General features: G+C 71.9%; 17 protein-coding genes. 16 read left to right on the top strand and 1 reads right to left on the bottom strand.

Features of this window, described 5'->3' with window-relative positions; all coding sequences use genetic code 11:
• Positions 1–74 precede the first annotated feature (74 nt).
• The 7 genes from aroC (at position 75) to nusB (ending at position 6,247) form a co-directional block, all read left to right on the top strand.
• On the top strand, positions 75–1,259 hold the full coding sequence (gene aroC / locus AC27LF_RS12805) for a chorismate synthase (RefSeq protein WP_479656440.1): 1,185 nt from the start codon (positions 75–77) through the stop codon (positions 1,257–1,259).
• A gap of 32 nt (positions 1,260–1,291) precedes the next feature.
• On the top strand, positions 1,292–1,774 hold the full coding sequence (locus AC27LF_RS12800; protein ID WP_479656593.1) for a shikimate kinase: 483 nt from the start codon (positions 1,292–1,294) through the stop codon (positions 1,772–1,774).
• A complete protein-coding gene (gene aroB / locus AC27LF_RS12795; protein ID WP_479656439.1) occupies positions 1,771–2,862 on the top strand; it encodes a 3-dehydroquinate synthase in 1,092 nt (363 codons plus the stop codon). The genes AC27LF_RS12800 and aroB overlap by 4 nt, the downstream gene beginning before the upstream one ends.
• 187 nt (positions 2,863–3,049) lie before the next feature.
• The gene (locus AC27LF_RS12790) at positions 3,050–3,919 is read left to right on the top strand and encodes a Pro-rich N-terminal domain-containing protein (protein WP_479656438.1); all 870 of its coding nucleotides are present in this window, start codon (positions 3,050–3,052) and stop codon (positions 3,917–3,919) included.
• 137 nt (positions 3,920–4,056) lie between these two features.
• The gene (locus tag AC27LF_RS12785) at positions 4,057–5,163 is read left to right on the top strand and encodes an aminopeptidase P family protein (RefSeq protein ID WP_479656437.1); all 1,107 of its coding nucleotides are present in this window, start codon (positions 4,057–4,059) and stop codon (positions 5,161–5,163) included.
• A gap of 86 nt (positions 5,164–5,249) precedes the next feature.
• Complete coding sequence (gene efp / locus AC27LF_RS12780; RefSeq protein WP_388706899.1) at positions 5,250–5,816, top strand: elongation factor P; 567 nt, start codon at positions 5,250–5,252, stop codon at positions 5,814–5,816.
• Positions 5,817–5,818: 2 nt separating this feature from the next.
• A complete protein-coding gene (gene nusB, locus AC27LF_RS12775; protein ID WP_479656436.1) occupies positions 5,819–6,247 on the top strand; it encodes a transcription antitermination factor NusB in 429 nt (142 codons plus the stop codon).
• 191 nt (positions 6,248–6,438) lie between these two features.
• On the opposite strand, the gene bldD is transcribed toward nusB, so the two are convergent.
• Positions 6,439–6,942, bottom strand: a complete 504-nt coding sequence (gene bldD / locus AC27LF_RS12770; RefSeq protein ID WP_043498969.1) for a transcriptional regulator BldD — start codon at positions 6,940–6,942, stop codon at positions 6,439–6,441.
• A gap of 253 nt (positions 6,943–7,195) precedes the next feature.
• On the opposite strand from bldD, the gene pyrR reads away from it, so the two are divergent.
• The 9 genes from pyrR to AC27LF_RS12725 all read left to right on the top strand — a co-directional run bounded on the left by pyrR (position 7,196) and on the right by AC27LF_RS12725 (position 17,888).
• Positions 7,196–7,765 carry a bifunctional pyr operon transcriptional regulator/uracil phosphoribosyltransferase PyrR gene (gene pyrR / locus AC27LF_RS12765; protein ID WP_388706891.1) on the top strand — a complete coding sequence of 190 codons (570 nt, stop codon included), beginning with the start codon at positions 7,196–7,198 and terminating at the stop codon, positions 7,763–7,765.
• Between the two features lie 95 nt (positions 7,766–7,860).
• Positions 7,861–8,841 carry an aspartate carbamoyltransferase catalytic subunit gene (locus AC27LF_RS12760; RefSeq protein WP_479656435.1) on the top strand — a complete coding sequence of 327 codons (981 nt, stop codon included), beginning with the start codon at positions 7,861–7,863 and terminating at the stop codon, positions 8,839–8,841.
• A gap of 5 nt (positions 8,842–8,846) precedes the next feature.
• A complete protein-coding gene (locus AC27LF_RS12755) occupies positions 8,847–10,133 on the top strand; it encodes a dihydroorotase (RefSeq protein ID WP_479656434.1) in 1,287 nt (428 codons plus the stop codon).
• Positions 10,130–10,723 (top strand): PH-like domain-containing protein, encoded by a 594-nt coding sequence (locus AC27LF_RS12750; protein ID WP_479656433.1) that lies wholly within the window; start codon positions 10,130–10,132, stop codon positions 10,721–10,723. Before AC27LF_RS12755 ends, AC27LF_RS12750 begins: the two co-directional genes overlap by 4 nt.
• Positions 10,720–11,877 (top strand): glutamine-hydrolyzing carbamoyl-phosphate synthase small subunit, encoded by a 1,158-nt coding sequence (gene carA / locus AC27LF_RS12745; RefSeq protein WP_479656432.1) that lies wholly within the window; start codon positions 10,720–10,722, stop codon positions 11,875–11,877. Before AC27LF_RS12750 ends, carA begins: the two co-directional genes overlap by 4 nt.
• Positions 11,870–15,178: a carbamoyl-phosphate synthase large subunit gene (gene carB / locus AC27LF_RS12740; RefSeq protein ID WP_479656431.1), complete on the top strand. Its 3,309-nt coding sequence runs from the start codon at positions 11,870–11,872 to the stop codon at positions 15,176–15,178. Before carA ends, carB begins: the two co-directional genes overlap by 8 nt.
• A gap of 78 nt (positions 15,179–15,256) precedes the next feature.
• A complete protein-coding gene (locus AC27LF_RS12735; protein WP_479656430.1) occupies positions 15,257–16,366 on the top strand; it encodes a quinone-dependent dihydroorotate dehydrogenase in 1,110 nt (369 codons plus the stop codon).
• A complete protein-coding gene (gene pyrF, locus AC27LF_RS12730) occupies positions 16,363–17,265 on the top strand; it encodes an orotidine-5'-phosphate decarboxylase (protein ID WP_479656429.1) in 903 nt (300 codons plus the stop codon). Before AC27LF_RS12735 ends, pyrF begins: the two co-directional genes overlap by 4 nt.
• 299 nt (positions 17,266–17,564) lie before the next feature.
• Positions 17,565–17,888 carry an integration host factor gene (locus AC27LF_RS12725; protein WP_030810589.1) on the top strand — a complete coding sequence of 108 codons (324 nt, stop codon included), beginning with the start codon at positions 17,565–17,567 and terminating at the stop codon, positions 17,886–17,888.
• The last annotated feature ends 4 nt before the right edge of the window (positions 17,889–17,892 follow it).

The raw sequence follows: 17,892 nt of genomic DNA, 5'->3' as shown, positions 1-17,892 counted from the left end.
CGGGCACGCCGTCGCCGTACGCGAGGACGCGCGTACGCAGGGCAGTACCAGGGCGCGATCCCAGAGGAGCACCGTTGAGCAGGCTGCGTTGGCTGACCGCGGGGGAGTCCCACGGTCCCGCACTCGTCGCGACGCTGGAGGGCCTTCCCGCCGGCGTGCCGATCACCACGGAGATGGTGGCGGACCAGCTGGCCCGGCGGCGGCTCGGCTACGGGCGGGGCGCGCGGATGTCGTTCGAGCGGGACGAGGTCACCTTCCTGGGCGGGGTGAGGCACGGGCTGACGCTGGGCTCGCCGGTGGCGGTCATGGTGGGCAACACGGAATGGCCGAAGTGGGAGCAGGTCATGGCGGCCGACCCGGTGGATCCCCAGGTGCTGGAGGGTCTGGCCCGCAATGCGCCGCTGACCCGGCCGCGGCCGGGTCACGCCGATCTGGCGGGGATGCAGAAGTACGGGTTCGACGAGGCCCGGCCCATCCTGGAGCGGGCCTCGGCGCGGGAGACCGCGGCGCGGGTGGCGCTCGGCGCGGTGGCCAGGTCGTATCTGAAGGAGACCGCGGGGATCGAGGTCGTCAGCCACGTCGTGGAACTGGCCGCGGCGAAGGCGCCGTACGGCGTGTACCCGACGCCCGCCGATGTGCAGCGGCTGGACGCGGACCCGGTGCGCTGCCTGGACGCGGACGCCTCGAAGGCGATGGTCGCGGAGATCGACCAGGCCCACAAGGACGGTGACACGCTCGGCGGTGTGGTCGAGGTGCTGGCCTACGGGGTGCCGGTGGGGCTCGGTTCGCATGTGCACTGGGACCGGAAGCTGGACGCGCGGCTGGCCGCGGCGCTGATGGGCATCCAGGCGATCAAGGGTGTCGAACTGGGTGACGGGTTCGGCCTGGCGCGGGTGCCGGGTTCGAAGGCGCACGACGAGATCGTGACCACGCCGGAGGGCATCCGGCGTGCGTCGGGCCGCTCCGGCGGCACCGAGGGCGGGCTGTCGACGGGCGAGCTGCTGCGGGTGCGGGCGGCGATGAAGCCGATCGCGACGGTGCCGCGCGCCCTGGCCACCGTCGACGTGGCCACCGGTGAGCCGGCCAGGGCGCACCACCAGCGGTCGGATGTGTGCGCGGTGCCGGCCGCGGGGATCGTCGCGGAGGCGATGGTCGCCCTGGTGCTGGCGGACGCGGTCGCGGAGAAGTTCGGCGGCGACAGCGTGCCGGAGACCCGCCGCAACGTGCGCTCCTACCTCGACAGTCTCACGATCCGGTGAGCGCCGTGCCTGCGATCGTGCTCGTGGGTCCGATGGGGGCCGGCAAGTCCACCGTCGGTGAGCTGCTGGCCGTCCGGCTCGGCGTGCCCTACCGGGACACCGACGACGACATCGTGGCCGCCGAGGGCCGGACCATCGCCGAGATCTTCGTGGACGACGGCGAGGCCGCGTTCCGCGCGATCGAGAAGCGGGCGGTGCGCACCGCGCTCGCCGAGCACGGGGGCGTGCTGGCGCTCGGCGGCGGCGCGATCCTCGACGCGGACACCCGCGCCCTGCTGTCCGGGCACCGGGTGGTCTATCTCTCCATGGACGTGGAGGAGGCGGTCAGGCGCACCGGTCTGAACGCGGCCCGGCCGCTGCTGGCGGTCAATCCGCGCCGGCAGTGGCGGGAGCTGATGGAGGCGCGTCGGCACCTGTACGAGGAGGTCGCCACCGCGGTCGTGGCCACCGACGGCCGCACGCCCGAAGAGGTCACCCAAGAAGCCCTGGACGCACTGGAGTTGAAGGAAGCATGAGCGAGACGGTGACGCGGATCCAGGTCGCCGGCCCGGCGGGCACCGAAGCCTACGAGGTGCTGGTCGGCCGCCGGCTGCTGGGCGAACTGCCCCACCTGGTGGGACCGCGCGCCAAGCGGGTCGCGGTCATCCACCCCGAAGCGCTGGCCGAGACCGGGGACGCGCTCCGCGCCGACCTGGCCGAGCAGGGCTACGAGGCGATCGCCGTCCAGGTGCCGAACGCGGAGGAGGCCAAGACCGCCGAGGTCGCCGCCTACTGCTGGAAGGCGCTCGGCCAGTCCGGGTTCACCCGCACCGACGTCATCGTGGGCGTGGGCGGCGGCGCGACCACCGACCTCGCCGGATTCGTCGCCGCGACCTGGCTGCGCGGCGTCCGCTGGATCGCCGTACCGACGACCGTGCTGGCCATGGTGGACGCGGCGGTCGGCGGCAAGACCGGCATCAACACGGCCGAGGGCAAGAACCTCGTCGGCGCCTTCCACCCGCCCGCGGGCGTGCTGTGCGACCTCGCCGCGCTGGAGACGCTGCCCGTGCACGACTACGTCTCCGGACTCGCCGAGATCATCAAGGCCGGGTTCATCGCCGACCCGGTCATCCTGGACCTCGTCGAGTCGGACCCCGAGGCCGCGCGCACCCCGGCGGGACCGCACACGGCCGAGCTGATCGAGCGGTCGATCCGGGTGAAGGCGGAGGTGGTCTCCGCCGACCTGAGGGAGTCCGGCCCGCGGGAGATCCTCAACTACGGCCATACGCTCGGCCACGCCATCGAGAAGAACGAGCGCTACCAGTGGCGGCACGGCGCGGCCGTGGCCGTGGGCATGCACTTCGCCGCCGAACTCGGCCGTCTCGCGGGCCGGTTGGACGACGCGACGGCCGACCGCCACCGCACCGTCCTGGAGTCGGTCGGGCTGCCCCTGCACTACCGCCACGACCAGTGGCCCAAGCTGCTGGAGACGATGAGGGTCGACAAGAAGTCCCGCGGCGACCTGCTGCGCTTCATCGTCCTCGACGGGCTCGCCAAGCCCACCGTCCTCGAAGGACCGGACCCGGCCGTGCTGCTCGCCGCCTACGGCGAAGTGGGGCAGTAGGTCCGTCCGCGCTCCGTCCGTCCGATTCGCCGCGCGCAGCGGGCACTTCGGACCGTCCCCGTCCGTTTCACCAAACGACGGCCGGGGACGGTACCGTTCGGTAGCGAGCGGGGGCTCGCACTCCGCGGCCGGCGCCCAGGGCCAGCGGCGGACCGAGCCCGTAAGGAACGAGACGGAGTGGCACCGGATGCAGCACGCAGTGGGGTCACCGCTGCCGCAGCCCCACCAGCCGGGGCAGGAACCGGCCGCCGGCTGGTCGCCGGCCGCACACCACCCGGGTGCGGGAGCCCACCAGGGTCCCGCACCCGCACCCCCACCGCCACCCGTGCCGGGCTACTCCGGCGCAGGCGCCCCCGCGGGACCGGTGCCGCCCGCACCCCCGCGGCACACCCCCGCCCCGCCCGTGCCGGACAGCACCGGGCATGTGCCGCTGCCACCCGGCGGCCCCGTCCCCGCGCCGAGCACACCGCCCGCCACCGCCACCGCGCCGGACGCCACCACCACGACGCTGGCCGTGCTGCTCATCGGCCCCGCGGGCGCCGGCAAGACGAGCGTCGCCAAGTACTGGGCCGACCACCGACGGGTCCCCACCGCCCACATCAGCCTGGACGACGTACGCGAATGGGTGCGCTCCGGCTTCGCCGACCCGCAGTCCGGCTGGAACGACCACTCCGAGGCGCAGTACCGGCTGGCCCGCCGCACCTGCGGCTTCGCCGCCCGCAACTTCCTGGCCAACGGCATCTCCTGCATCCTGGACGACGCCGTGTTCCCGGACCGTCCGGTGGTGGGCCTCGGCGGCTGGAAGCGGCACGTCGGCCCCGGCCTGCTCCCGGTGGTGCTGCTGCCCGGCCTCGACATCGTCCTGGAGCGCAACGCCGAACGCACCGGCAACCGCAGGCTGACCGACGAGGAGGTCGCCCGCATCCACGGCCGCATGGCCGGGTGGTACGGCTCGGGGCTGCCGATCATCGACAATTCCCAGCTGGACGTGCCCGGCACGGCCCGCGTCCTGAACGACGTCCTGGCCAGGGCGATAGCGAGCCCGCCCACCTGGTGACCGGGACGGGCGCGCCCCTCGCCGGTGCCCGACGACGGGCTGCCCGGCACCCGGGACACGGCCGTCTGCGCCCCCCGATCCCTCGAACGGCAGCCTCCCGACCGGCACAATCCGGTCGGCGCTTCTAGGCTCGACTCATGTCAGAGGTGTACGCGAACCGCCGCTCCCGGCTGAGGGAGCGCTGCACCGCGGCCGGCACCGCGGCGGCGCTGGTCACCCGCCCCGCCAATGTGCGCTATCTGGCGGGCGCCGCCCCGCAGGGCGCGGTCATGCTGCTCGGCAGCAGCGAGGACCTGCTGGTGTGCGCCGAGCCGCCCGACGACCGCCCCACCGAGGGGCGGCCGGACGAGCGTCTGCGCGTGCACGTCCTGCCCATGCCCGGCGGTGACCCGGCCGTGGCCGCCGCGGGTCTCGCCGCCGGCCAGGGGGCCGACACCCTCGCGGTCGAGGAACACCACCTCACCATGGCCCGCTACCGGGCCGCCGCCTCGGTCGCCCCCGGTCTGCGCCTCACCGATCTCGGCGCGGCCGTCGAGCAGCTGCGGGTCGTCAAGGACGAGGAGGAGATCTCGCTGCTGCGGATCGGCGCGGAGATCGCCGACCAGGCCCTCGGTGAGCTGCTTGAGTCGATCCTGGTGGGCCGCACCGAGCGGCACCTCGCGCTGGAGCTGGAGCGGCGCCTGGTCGACCACGGCGCCGACGGGCCCGCGTTCTCGACCTCGGTCGCCACCGGACCCCACTCCGGGCGCCGCGGTCACCGCCCCACCGACCGGCGGGTCGAGGAGGGCGACTTCCTCTCCGTCTGCCTGGGCGCCGCCTACCGGGGCTATCGCTGCGAGATCGGCCGGACCTTCGTCATCGGCACGTCACCCGCCGACTGGCAGGTCGAGCTGTACGACCTGGTCTTCGCCGCCCAGCGGGCCGGCCGGGAGGCCCTGGCGCCCGGTGCCGCGTTCCGCGACGTGGACCGCGCCGCCCGCCAGGTGCTGGACTGCGCGGGCTACGGCGAGGGCCTGCCACCGGTCACCGGACACGGCGTCGGACTCGAAATCGACGAGGACCCTCAGTTGGGCCCCGCCGTCATGGGTAAACTGGACGCTTGCGTGCCGGTCACCGTCGAACCGGGGGTCCACCTCCCGGGACGGGGCGGTGTCCGGATCGATGACACGCTCGTCGTGCGCCCCGAGGCGGACGGCGGACCCGAGCTACTCACCATCACGACCAAGGAGCTGCTCGCGCTGTAGCGAACGCAGGGAGGTGCAGGCACGTCCCGCCGCCGCTCGGTTCGTGCCCCGGGGTCGTCCACGTCAGTCCAGGAGATTCCGCAACCGTGGCTTCCACGAACGACCTCAAGAACGGCCTGGTGCTCAAGCTCGAAGGCGGCCAGCTCTGGTCCGTCGTCGAGTTCCAGCACGTCAAGCCCGGCAAGGGCCCGGCATTCGTGCGTACCAAGCTCAAGAACGTGCTCTCCGGCAAGGTCGTCGACAAGACCTTCAACGCCGGTGTCAAGGTCGAGACGGCCACTGTCGACAAGCGCGACATGCAGTTCTCGTACATGGACGGCGACTACTTCGTCTTCATGGACATGGAGACCTACGACCAGCTGCACATCGACCGCAAGGTCGTCGGCGACGCCGCCAACTTCCTGATCGAGGGTTTCGAGGCCACCGTCGCGCAGCACGAGGGCGAAGTGCTCTTCGTGGAGCTGCCCGCCGCCGTCGAGCTGACCATCCAGGAGACCGAGCCCGGCGTCCAGGGCGACCGCTCCACCGGCGGCACCAAGCCCGCCACGCTGGAGACCGGCCACCAGATCCAGGTTCCGCTCTTCATCACCACCGGTGAGAAGATCAAGGTCGACACCCGCACGAGCGACTACCTCGGCCGGGTGAACAGCTAACCGTGGCTGCCCGCAACACGGCCCGCAAACGTGCCTTCCAGATTCTCTTCGAGGCCGACCAGCGCGGTGCCGGGGTCCTGACGGTCCTCGCGGACTGGATCCGGCTCTCGCGGACCGACCCGCGGCAGCCGCCGGTGAGCGAGTACACGATGCGGCTGGTCGAGGGCTACGCGGAGCACGCGGAGCGCATCGACGAGCTGATCGCCCAGTACTCGGTCGGCTGGACGCTCGACCGGATGCCGGTCGTGGACCGCAACATCCTGCGGCTCGGCGCCCACGAGCTGATCTGGGGCGATGAGACCCCGGACGCCGTCGTCCTGGACGAGATGGTGCAGCTGGCCAAGGAGTTCTCCACGGACGAGTCGCCCGCGTTCGTCAACGGGCTGCTCGGCCGGCTCAAGGAGCTGAAGCCCTCCCTGCGGCGCGACTAGCCCGGCTCCCGCCCGCTGGGGCATGGGCGCCGCGGGAAGGCGGCAGAAGGGCGGCTGGGGCGCCCCTCGGGCCATCCACGCAGGTCGCCGCACCCCTGAACGGTCGTACGACAGGAAAAACCGCCGGGGTGGCCGGAACCATCAGGTTCCGGCCACCCCGGCGGCACGTTTCTGCTGAGTCGTTCAGCGGCTCAGCTCTCCTCGTGGGCGGCCACGGCACGGCGCGCGTCCGCGTCCAGCACACCCCAGCTGATCAGCTGCTCGGTGAGGACCGACGGCGACTGGTCGTAGATGACGGCGAGTGTGCGCAGGTCGTCCTGGCGGATCGACAGCACCTTGCCGTTGTAGTCTCCGCGCTGCGACTGGATCGTCGCCGCGTAACGCTGCAGGGGACCCGCCTTCTCGGCCGGCACGGTGGCCAGCCGCTCCAGGTCCAGGACCAGCTTCGGCGGCGGCTCGGCGGCGCCGCCCGGGGTCGTACCGGGCAGCAGTTCCTGCACGGGAACGCCATAGAAGTCCGCCAGCTCCGCGAGGCGCTGCACGGTCACGGCGCGGTCGCCGCGCTCGTACGAGCCGACGACGACTGCCTTCCAGCGGCCCTGGGACTTCTCCTCGACACCGTGGAGGGAAAGGCCCTGCTGGGTGCGGATGGCCCGGAGCTTGGCCCCGAGCTGTTTGGCGTATTCGCTGGACATATAGCTCCCCGGACACTGTGTCGACGCGGCCGGCTGCGATTCCCGCCGCGCGGCTGGTAACTCACTGTGAGGTTACGCAGCGTGACACTTCTGCGTCAAGCCGAATGGTCCACACCGACTCTTCCGTGGTGCCGGCGAACGATTGCGCCAATCGGGTGAGCGGGGCGCTCCGGGTGACCTGCTACGGTGGATGGCGCAATTCCGACGTCCTTTAAGGTCCGTCCCGTGAGGCGGAGAAGGAGGTCCGTTTCGTATGGACATGCAAGCGTCCGATGCCCGGCCCGTGCTCGAAGGGGCCGACATCGCGCGGGTGTTGACCCGCATCGCCCACGAGATCGTCGAGCGCGCCAAGGGCGCCGACGACGTGGTGCTCCTCGGCATTCCGACCCGGGGCGTCTTCCTTGCCCAGCGGCTCGCCGCCAAGCTCGCCGAGATCACCGACCGCAAGGTTCCGGCCGGCTCACTCGACATCACGATGTACCGCGACGACCTGCGCCTGCACCCACCGCGCGCGCTGGCCCGCACCGACATCCCCGGCGACGGCATCGACGGCCGCCTCGTCGTCCTCGTCGACGACGTGCTCTTCTCCGGCCGCACCATCCGCGCCGCCCTCGACGCCCTGGGCGACATCGGGCGCCCGCGTGCCGTGCAGCTCGCGGTCCTCGTCGACCGCGGCCACCGCGAGCTGCCCATCCGCGCCGACTACGTCGGCAAGAACCTCCCCACGTCGCTGCGGGAGACGGTCAAGGTCCAGCTCACCGAGGAGGACGGTCGCGACACCGTGCTGCTCGGCGTCAAGCAGGCCGCCCCGGGCGACCAGTAGCACGTCGGCGCGCGCGCCACGCCGTGCGCCGCGTCACCGCGCCCACGCCTGCCCGGATTCTCCCGATACCTGAACTGCCTTACGGAGCCTGACAGATGCAGCGCCATCTCATCTCGGCCGCCGACCTCACCCGCGACGACGCCGTCCTGATCCTCGACACCGCCGAGGAGATGGCCCGGGTCGCCGACCGGCCGATCAAGAAGCTGCCGACCCTGCGCGGCCGGACGATCGTCAACCTCTTCTTCGAGGACTCCACCCGCACCCGGATCTCCTTCGAGGCCGCCGAGAAGCGGCTGTCCGCGGACGTCATCAACTTCACCGCCAAGGGGTCCAGCGTCTCCAAGGGCGAGTCCCTGAAGGACACCGCACAGACCCTGGAGGCCATGGGCGTCGACGCCGTCGTCATCCGGCACGGCGCATCCGGCGCCCCCTACCGCCTGGCCAACTCCGGCTGGATCGACGCCGCCGTGATCAACGCGGGCGACGGCACCCACCAGCACCCCACCCAGGCGCTGCTCGACGCGTTCACGATGCGCCGCCGGCTGGTCGGCCGGGACGCCGGCCTCGGCCGGGACCTCGCCGGCCGGCGCATCACCGTCGTCGGTGACGTCCTGCACAGCCGCGTCGCCCGCTCCAACGTCGACCTGCTGCACACCCTGGGCGCCGAGGTCACCCTGGTCGCCCCGCCCACCCTGCTGCCGGTCGGCATCGAGACATGGCCCTGCGAGGTCTCCTACGACCTCGACGCCACGCTGCCCAAGTCCGACGCGGTGATGATGCTGCGTGTGCAGCGGGAACGGATGAGCGCCGCCTTCTTCCCCACCGAGCGCGAGTACGCCCGGCGCTACGGCCTCGACGCCGACCGCATGGCGCGGATGCCCGAGCACGCCATCGTCATGCACCCCGGCCCGATGGTCCGCGGCATGGAGATCACCGCCGAGGTCGCCGACTCCGACCGCTGCACCGCCGTCGAACAGGTCGCCAACGGAGTGTCCATCCGGATGGCCGTCCTCTACCTGCTGCTCGGCGGCAACGAGCCCGCCGTCACCCACGCCCGCACCACCGAGGAGAAGTGAGAACCATGAGCAAGACCCTGATCCGTGGTGCCGACGTGCTCGGCGGCGCACCGCAGGACGTGCTGATCGACGGCGAGACCATCGCCGCGGTGGGTACCGGGCTGGGCGCCGACGGCGCCGAGATCGTCGACGCCGCCGGGAAGGTCCTGCTCCCCGGCCTCGTCGACCTGCACACCCATCTGCGCGAGCCCGGCCGCGAGGACTCCGAGACCGTGCTGACCGGCACCCGCGCCGCCGCCTCGGGCGGCTACACCGCCGTGTTCGCCATGGCCAACACCTTCCCGGTCGCCGACACCGCGGGCGTGGTCGAGCAGGTCTACCGGCTCGGGCGGGAGCACGGCTACTGCGACGTGCAGCCGATCGGCGCCGTCACCGTCGGCCTCGACGGCAAGCAGCTCGCCGAACTGGGCGCCATGCACGAGTCCGCCGCGGGCGTCACCGTCTTCTCCGACGACGGCAGGTGCGTCGACGACGCCGTGATCATGCGGCGCGCGCTGGAGTACGTGAAGGCGTTCGGCGGCGTGGTCGCCCAGCACGCGCAGGAGCCGCGGCTGACCGAGGGCGCCCAGATGAACGAGGGCGTCGTCTCCGCCGAGCTGGGCCTGGGCGGCTGGCCCGCGGTCGCCGAGGAATCGATCATCGCCCGTGACGTACTGCTCGCCGAGCACGTCGGCTCCCGCGTCCACATCTGCCACCTGTCCACCGCGGGATCCGTGGAGATCGTCCGCTGGGCCAAGTCCCGCGGCATCGCCGTCACCGCCGAGGTCACCCCGCACCACCTGCTGCTCACCGACGAACTGGTGCGCTCCTATGACCCGGTCTACAAGGTCAACCCGCCGCTGCGCACCGAGCGCGACGTACGGGCCCTGCGCGCGGCCCTCGCCGACGGCACCATCGACATCGTCGCGACCGACCACGCGCCGCACCCGCACGAGGACAAGGACTGCGAGTGGGCCGCGGCCGCCATGGGCATGGTCGGCCTGGAGACCGCGCTGTCGGTGGTCCAGGAGACCATGGTCGACACCGGCCTGTTGGACTGGGCGGGCGTCGCCGAGCGCATGTCGTGCGCACCGGCGCGCATCGGCCGGGCCACCGGGCACGGCCGTCCCGTCTCGGCAGGCGAGCCCGCCAACCTCACCCTGGTGGACACGGCATACCGTGGCCGGGTGGACCCCGCGGGCTTCGCCTCGCGCAGCCGCAACACCCCCTACGAGGGCCGCGAGCTGCCGGGCCGTGTCACCCACACGTGGCTGCGGGGCAAGGCCACGCTCGTCGACGGGAAACTCACGTGACACCTGCACCCCAGCTCGCGGCCCGACTGGTGCCCGCGCTCGCCGCCGAACAGAAGTCGGCCCCGGTCACCGACTGGGCCGCCCGGATCGGCTGGCTTGTCGCACTCGCCCTCTTCGTGGCGCTCGTCTACTGGCTGATGCGCGAGGGCTGGAAGTGGCGCGGCCACCTCCAGGGCGACCTGCCCGCGCTGCACCCCGCGCCGCACGACCCCGGCCCGGCCAGGCTGACGATGAGCGGCCGCTACCACGGCTCCACCACCGCCGGGCAGTGGCTCGACCGCATCGTGGCGCACGGCCTGGGCACCCGCAGCAGGGCCGAGCTGACGCTGACGGACGCGGGCCTGGACGTCGTACGCCCGGGGGCCGCCGACTTCTTCGTCCCCGCCGGCGCGCTGCGCGAGGCCCGGCTCGACAAGGGCATCGCGGGCAAGGTCCTCACCGAGGGCGGCCTGCTCGTGGTGACCTGGGCGCACGGCGACCGGCTGATCGACTCCGGCTTCCGCTCCGACCGCGCGGCCGAGCACGGCGACTGGGTCGACGCCATCAACTCCATGATCAAGACAGACAGCACGGAAGGCGCCGAACGATGACGACCTCCACGAAGGGAAACGCCTCGCAGAGGAAGGAGGTGCCTCCCGCGGTACTCGTCCTGGAGGACGGCCGGATCTTCCGCGGCCGCGCCTACGGGGCCATGGGGGAGACCTTCGGCGAGGCCGTGTTCGCCACCGGCATGACCGGCTACCAGGAAACCCTCACCGACCCGTCGTACGACCGGCAGATCGTCGTCGCGACCGCACCGCAGATCGGCAACACCGGCTGGAACGACGAGGACGACGAGTCCCGCCGCATCTGGGTGGCCGGCTACGCGGTGCGCGACCCCGCGCGCGTGCCGTCCAACTGGCGCGCCAAGCGCTCTCTTGACGACGAACTGCTCGCGCAGGGCGTCGTCGGCATCTGCGGGATCGACACCCGCGCCCTCACCCGCCATCTGCGCGAGCGCGGCTCCATGCGCGCCGGAGTCTTCTCCGGCGACGCGATCGCCGCCGACGCGGACCTCCTCGCGCGCGTGCGGGCGCAGCCGCACATGAAGGGCGCGAGCCTCTACGAGGAGGTCGCCACCGAGGAGGCGTACGTCGTCCCGGCGATCGGCGAGAAACGGTTCACCGTCGCCGCGATCGACCTCGGGATCAAGGGCATGACCCCGCACCGCATGGCCGAGCGGGGCATCGAGGTCCATGTGCTGCCCGCCACCGCCACCCCCGAGGACGTGTACGCCGTCGCGCCCGACGGCGTGTTCTTCTCCAACGGGCCCGGCGACCCGGCCACCGCCGACGGCCCCGTCGCGCTGATGACCGCCGTCCTCGAACGGCGCACGCCGCTGTTCGGGATCTGCTTCGGCAACCAGATCCTGGGCCGCGCCCTCGGCTTCGGCACCTACAAGCTCAAGTACGGCCACCGGGGCATCAACCAGCCGGTGCAGGACCGTACGACCGGCAAGGTGGAGGTCACCGCGCACAACCACGGCTTCGCCGTGGACGCGCCGCTCGACCGGGTCAGCGAGACGCCCTTCGGCCGCGCCGAGGTGTCCCACGTCTGCCTCAACGACGACGTCGTGGAGGGGCTGCAACTGCTCGACCAGCCCGCCTTCTCCGTCCAGTACCACCCCGAAGCGGCAGCGGGCCCGCACGACGCCGCCTACCTGTTCGACCGCTTCGTATCCCTGATGGAGGGCCAGCGTGCCTAAGCGCTCCGATATCCAGTCCGTCCTGGTCATCGGCTCCGGTCCGATCGTCATCGGCCAGGCCGCCGAGTTCGACTACTCCGGCACGCAGGCGTGCCGGGTGCTCAAGGCCGAGGGACTGCGCGTCGTCCTCGTCAACTCCAACCCGGCGACGATCATGACCGACCCGGAGATCGCCGACGCCACCTACGTCGAGCCGATCACCCCGGAGTTCGTCGAGAAGATCATCGCCAAGGAGCGCCCCGACGCCCTGCTGCCCACCCTGGGCGGTCAGACGGCCCTCAACACCGCGATCTCGCTGCACGACAACGGCGTCCTGGAGAAGTACGGCGTCGAGCTGATCGGCGCCCACGTGGACGCCATCCACAAGGGCGAGGACCGCGACCGGTTCAAGGAGGTCGTGGCGGAGGTCCGCCGCAAGACCGGACACGGCGAGTCCGCCCGCTCCGTGATCTGCCACTCCATGGACGAGGTGCTGGCGGGCGTCGACGAACTCGGCGGCTACCCGGTCGTCGTGCGGCCCTCCTTCACCATGGGCGGCGCCGGCTCCGGCTTCGCCCACGACGAGGACGAACTGCGCCGCATCGCCGGCCAGGGCCTCACGCTGTCCCCGACCACCGAGGTGCTTCTGGAGGAGTCGATCCTCGGCTGGAAGGAGTACGAGCTGGAGCTGATGCGCGACAGACACGACAACGTCGTGGTCGTCTGCTCCATCGAGAACTTCGACCCCATGGGCGTGCACACCGGTGACTCGATCACCGTGGCCCCGGCGATGACCCTGACCGACCGCGAGTACCAGATCCTGCGCGACATCGGCATCGCTGTGATCCGCGAGGTCGGCGTGGACACCGGCGGCTGCAACATCCAGTTCGCGGTGAACCCCGAGGACGGCCGCGTGATCGTCATCGAGATGAACCCGCGCGTGTCGCGTTCGTCGGCCCTCGCCTCCAAGGCGACCGGCTTCCCGATCGCCAAGATCGCGGCCAAGCTCGCCGTCGGCTACACCCTCGACGAGATCCCGAACGACATCACCCAGGAGACCCCGGCCTCCTTCGAACCGACCCTCGACTACGTCGTCGTCAAGGCGCCGCGGTTCGCCTTCGAGAAGTTCCCGAGCGCCGACTCCACGCTGACCACCACCATGAAGTCGGTCGGCGAGGCCATGGCCATCGGCCGCAACTTCACCGAGGCGTTCCAGAAGGCGCTGCGCTCCCTGGAGCGCAAGGGCAGCCAGTTCACGTTCGTCGGCGATCCGGGCGACAAGACCGCCCTCCTCGCGCAGTCCGTGCGCCCCACGGACGGCCGGATCACCACCGTGATGCAGGCCATCCGGGCGGGCGCCACGCCCGAGGAGGTCTTCGAGGCCACCCGGATCGACCCGTGGTTCGTGGACCAGCTCTTCCTGATCAAGGAGATCGCGGACGAGCTGGGCGCCGCCGCCGAGCTGACCGCCGACCTGCTGGCCGAGGCCAAGCGGCACGGCTTCTCCGATCAGCAGATCGGCGAGATCCGCGGGCTGCGCGAGGACGTCGTCCGCGAGGTGCGGCACGCCCTCGGCATCCGCCCGGTGTACAAGACGGTCGACACCTGCGCCGCCGAGTTCGCCGCCCGGACGCCGTACTTCTACTCCTCCTACGACGAGGAGAGCGAGGTCGCGCCGCGCGAGAAGCCCGCGGTGATCATCCTGGGCTCCGGACCCAACCGGATCGGCCAGGGCATCGAGTTCGACTACTCCTGCGTGCACGCGTCCTTCGCGCTGTCCGACGCCGGGTACGAGACCGTGATGGTCAACTGCAACCCGGAGACCGTCTCCACGGACTACGACACCTCCGACCGCCTCTACTTCGAGCCGCTGACGCTGGAGGACGTACTGGAGATCGTCCACGCGGAGTCGCAGGCCGGCCCGATCGCCGGCGTGATCGTGCAGCTCGGCGGCCAGACCCCGCTCGGCCTCGCGCAGGCACTCAAGGACAACGGGGTGCCGATCGTGGGCACCCCGCCCGAGGCGATCCACGCCGCCGAGGACCGCGGCGCCTTCGGCCGCGTCCTCGCGGAGGCCGGTCTGCCGGCCCCCAAGCACGGCACCGCCACCGCCTTCGCGGAGGCGAAGGCCATCGCCGACGAGATCGGCTACCCGGTTCTGGTGCGGCCCTCGTACGTCCTCGGCGGACGCGGCATGGAGATCGTCTACGACGAGACCCGTCTCGCCTCCTACATCGCCGAGTCCACCGAGATCAGTCCCTCCCGGCCGGTGCTCGTCGACCGGTTCCTCGACGACGCCATAGAGATCGACGTCGACGCGCTCTACGACGGTGAGGAGCTGTATCTCGGCGGGGTCATGGAGCACATCGAGGAGGCCGGCATCCACTCCGGCGACTCGGCGTGCGCGCTGCCGCCCATCACCCTCGGCGGCTTCGACATCAAGCGGCTGCGCGCCTCGACGGAGGCGATCGCCCGGGGCGTCGGTGTCCGCGGCCTGATCAACATCCAGTTCGCGCTGGCCGGCGACATCCTGTACGTCCTGGAGGCCAACCCGCGCGCCTCCCGCACGGTCCCCTTCACCTCGAAGGCGACGGCGGTGCCGCTGGCCAAGGCCGCCGCCCGGATCTCGCTCGGCGCGACCGTCGCCGAACTGCGCGCCGAGGGGCTGCTCCCGGCGCACGGCGACGGCGGCGAGCTGCCGCTGGACGCGCCGATCTCCGTCAAGGAGGCCGTCATGCCCTGGTCGCGCTTCCGGGACATCCACGGCCGGGGCGTGGACACCGTGCTCGGCCCGGAGATGCGCTCCACCGGCGAGGTCATGGGCATCGACTCGGTCTTCGGCACGGCGTACGCCAAGTCGCAGTCGGGCGCGTACGGGCCGCTGCCGACGAAGGGCCGCGCGTTCATCTCGGTCGCCAACCGCGACAAGCGCTCCATGATCTTCCCGGCCCGGGAACTGGTCGCCCACGGCTTCGAACTGCTCGCCACCTCCGGCACCGCCGAGGTCCTCAAGCGCAACGGGATCAACGCCACGGTCGTGCGCAAGCAGTCCGAGGGCACCGGCCCGAACGGCGAGCGGACCATCGTCCAGCTCGTGCACGACGGGGAGGTCGACCTCATCGTGAACACGCCCTACGGCACCGGCGGCCGCCTCGACGGCTACGAGATCCGCACGGCCGCGGTGGCCCGCTCGGTGCCCTGTCTGACGACGGTCCAGGCGCTCGCCGCGGCGGTCCAGGGCATCGACGCGCTCACCCACGGCGACGTGGGCGTCCGCTCGCTCCAGGAACACGCGCACCACCTGACCGCGGCCCGCGACTAGCAGCCCCGAGGGGGACACCGGAGACGGTGTCCCCCTCTTCTTGGGCCCCTCGCCGGGGCTCTCCACGAGGACATCCACATGTACAAGCTCTTCTTCCGACTCGTCTTCACCCGGATGGACCCGGAGCGGGCGCACGGGCTCGCCTTCCGCTGGATCCGTCTCGCCGCCCGCGTCCCGGTGCTGCGCACGTTCCTCGCCGCCGCCCTCGCACCCCGCCACAAGGAACTGCGCACCGAGGCGTTCGGGCTGCGCATGCACGGCCCGTTCGGCCTCGCCGCCGGCTTCGACAAGAACGCCGTCGCGATCGACGGGATGGCGATGCTCGGCTTCGACCACGTCGAGATCGGCACGGTGACCGGCGAGCCGCAGCCCGGCAACCCGCGCAAGCGGCTGTTCCGGCTCGTCGCCGACCGGGCGCTGATCAACCGCATGGGGTTCAACAACGAGGGCTCGCTCGCCGTCGCCGCCCGGCTGGCCGCGCGCGAACCCGTCTTCCGGACCGTCGTGGGCGTCAACATCGGCAAGACCAAGGTCGTCCCCGAGAAGGACGCGGTCGCCGACTACGTGAAGTCGGCCGAGCGGCTGGCCCCGTACGCCGACTACCTGGTCGTGAACGTGTCGTCGCCCAACACGCCGGGGCTGCGCGATCTGCAGGCCACCGAGGCACTGCGCCCCCTGCTCACCGCGGTCCGCGGGGCCGCCGACCGCGCGGTGCCCGGCCGCCGGGTGCCGCTGCTGGTGAAGATCGCGCCCGACCTCGCCGACGAGGACGTCGACGCCGTCGCCGACCTCGCCGTGGAACTGGGCCTGGACGGCATCATCGCCACGAACACCACCATCGCCCGCGACGGCCTCGGCCCTGCGTGCGACCCGGCGCTCGTGAAGGAGACCGGCGGACTGTCGGGAGCGCCCCTGAAGGCACGCGCTGTGGAAGTGCTGCGCCGCCTATACGCGCGCGTGGGTGACCGGATCACCCTGGTGGGGGTCGGCGGCATCGAGAACGCCGAGGACGCCTGGGAGCGCATCCTGGCCGGCGCGACCCTGGTCCAGGGCTACAGCGCCTTCGTCTACGAGGGGCCCTTCTGGAGCCGCGCCGTCCACAAGGGCCTCGCCGCCCGCCTTCGCACCAGCCCGTACGCCACCCTCGCCGACGCGGTCGGCGCCGATGTGAGGAAGGCAGCCGCATGAGTGCCCACCCGTCACCCGGCCGGCGGCCCTCGGCGAGTCCGTCCGGGCCGCCTGCCACACAGGCCGAACCCTTCGGCGCCCGGCTGCGCCGCGCCATGGACGAGCGGGGCCCGCTGTGCGTGGGCATCGACCCGCACGCCTCCCTGCTCGCCGAGTGGGGCCTGAACGACGACGTCGCCGGTCTTGAGCGGTTCAGCCGCACGGTCGTCGAGGCGGTGGCCGGCCGGGTCGCGGTCCTCAAGCCGCAGAGCGCGTTCTTCGAGCGCTTCGGCTCGCGCGGCATCGCCGTCCTGGAAGCGTCGGTGCGGGAGGCGCGCGCGGCCGGTGCCCTGGTCGTCATGGACGCCAAGCGCGGGGACATCGGCTCGACCATGGCCGGCTACGCCGAGGCGTTCCTGCACCCGGACGCGCCGCTGTTCTCGGACGCCCTGACCGTCTCGCCCTACCTCGGCTACGGCTCGCTGAGCCCGGCCCTCGCCCTGGCGCGGGAGCACGGGACGGGTGTGTTCGTGCTGGCGCTGACCTCCAACCCGGAGGGCGCCGAGGTGCAGCACGCGGTGCGCGCGGACGGCCGGACCGTCGGCGCGACGATGCTGGCCCACCTCGCCGCGGAGAACGCCGGCGCGACGCCGCTCGGCTCGTTCGGCGCGGTCGTGGGCGCGACGCTCGGCGATCTGTCGGCCTACGACCTCGACATCAACGGGCCGCTCCTGGCGCCGGGCATCGGCGCCCAGGGGGCGAGCCCGGCGGATCTGCCCGGGCTCTTCGGGCCGGCCGTGCGCAACGTCGTGCCGCACATCAGCCGGAGTGTTCTTCGTCACGGTCCCGAGGTCGGGGCGTTGCGGGGCGCCGCGGAACGCTTCGCGGACGCGATCCGGGCCGGTGTGGCGGGTGCCTGAGTCCCGTGACGGGGCGCTGAGGAGCGCCGCCGGGCCGCCTTGAGCCTGAATACATCCTCAAATCCGGGGCAATATGTCTCAAATGTCCGGCCTGATGGAGGCTGACCAGGACTTTTCCGCTGTTCTCGCTGACTCTGGCGGACTTGCCCGCTAGTCTCCGAGCAGTGGGGACACCTCCCACGCTGCTCAAGGCAGTGGGGGAGAACGGGCAGCGTGTTGCTCGTGCCTCCCCAGGTGTGGGGCGACTAGGTTCCTCACCGGTCCGTATCCGACAGTTCGACATCCGAGGTGACGTAGGCGTGGCTCTTCCGCCCCTTACCCCTGAACAGCGCGCAGCCGCGCTCGAAAAGGCCGCCGCGGCTCGCCGGGAGCGGGCCGAGGTCAAGAATCGACTCAAGCACTCCGGCGCCTCCCTCCACGAGGTCATCAAGCAGGGTCAGGAGAACGAGGTCATCGGCAAGATGAAGGTCTCCGCCCTGCTGGAGTCCCTGCCGGGCGTGGGCAAGGTCCGCGCCAAGCAGATCATGGAGCGACTCGGGATCTCCGAGAGCCGCCGCGTGCGTGGCCTCGGTTCCAACCAGATCGCCTCCCTGGAGCGCGAGTTCGGCAGCACCGGCTCCTGAGTCC

This window comes from Streptomyces diversicolor, from assembly GCF_057537855.1.
Note: the sequence above shows the minus strand (reverse complement) of the source record. Positions and strands in the feature narration are given on the sequence as shown.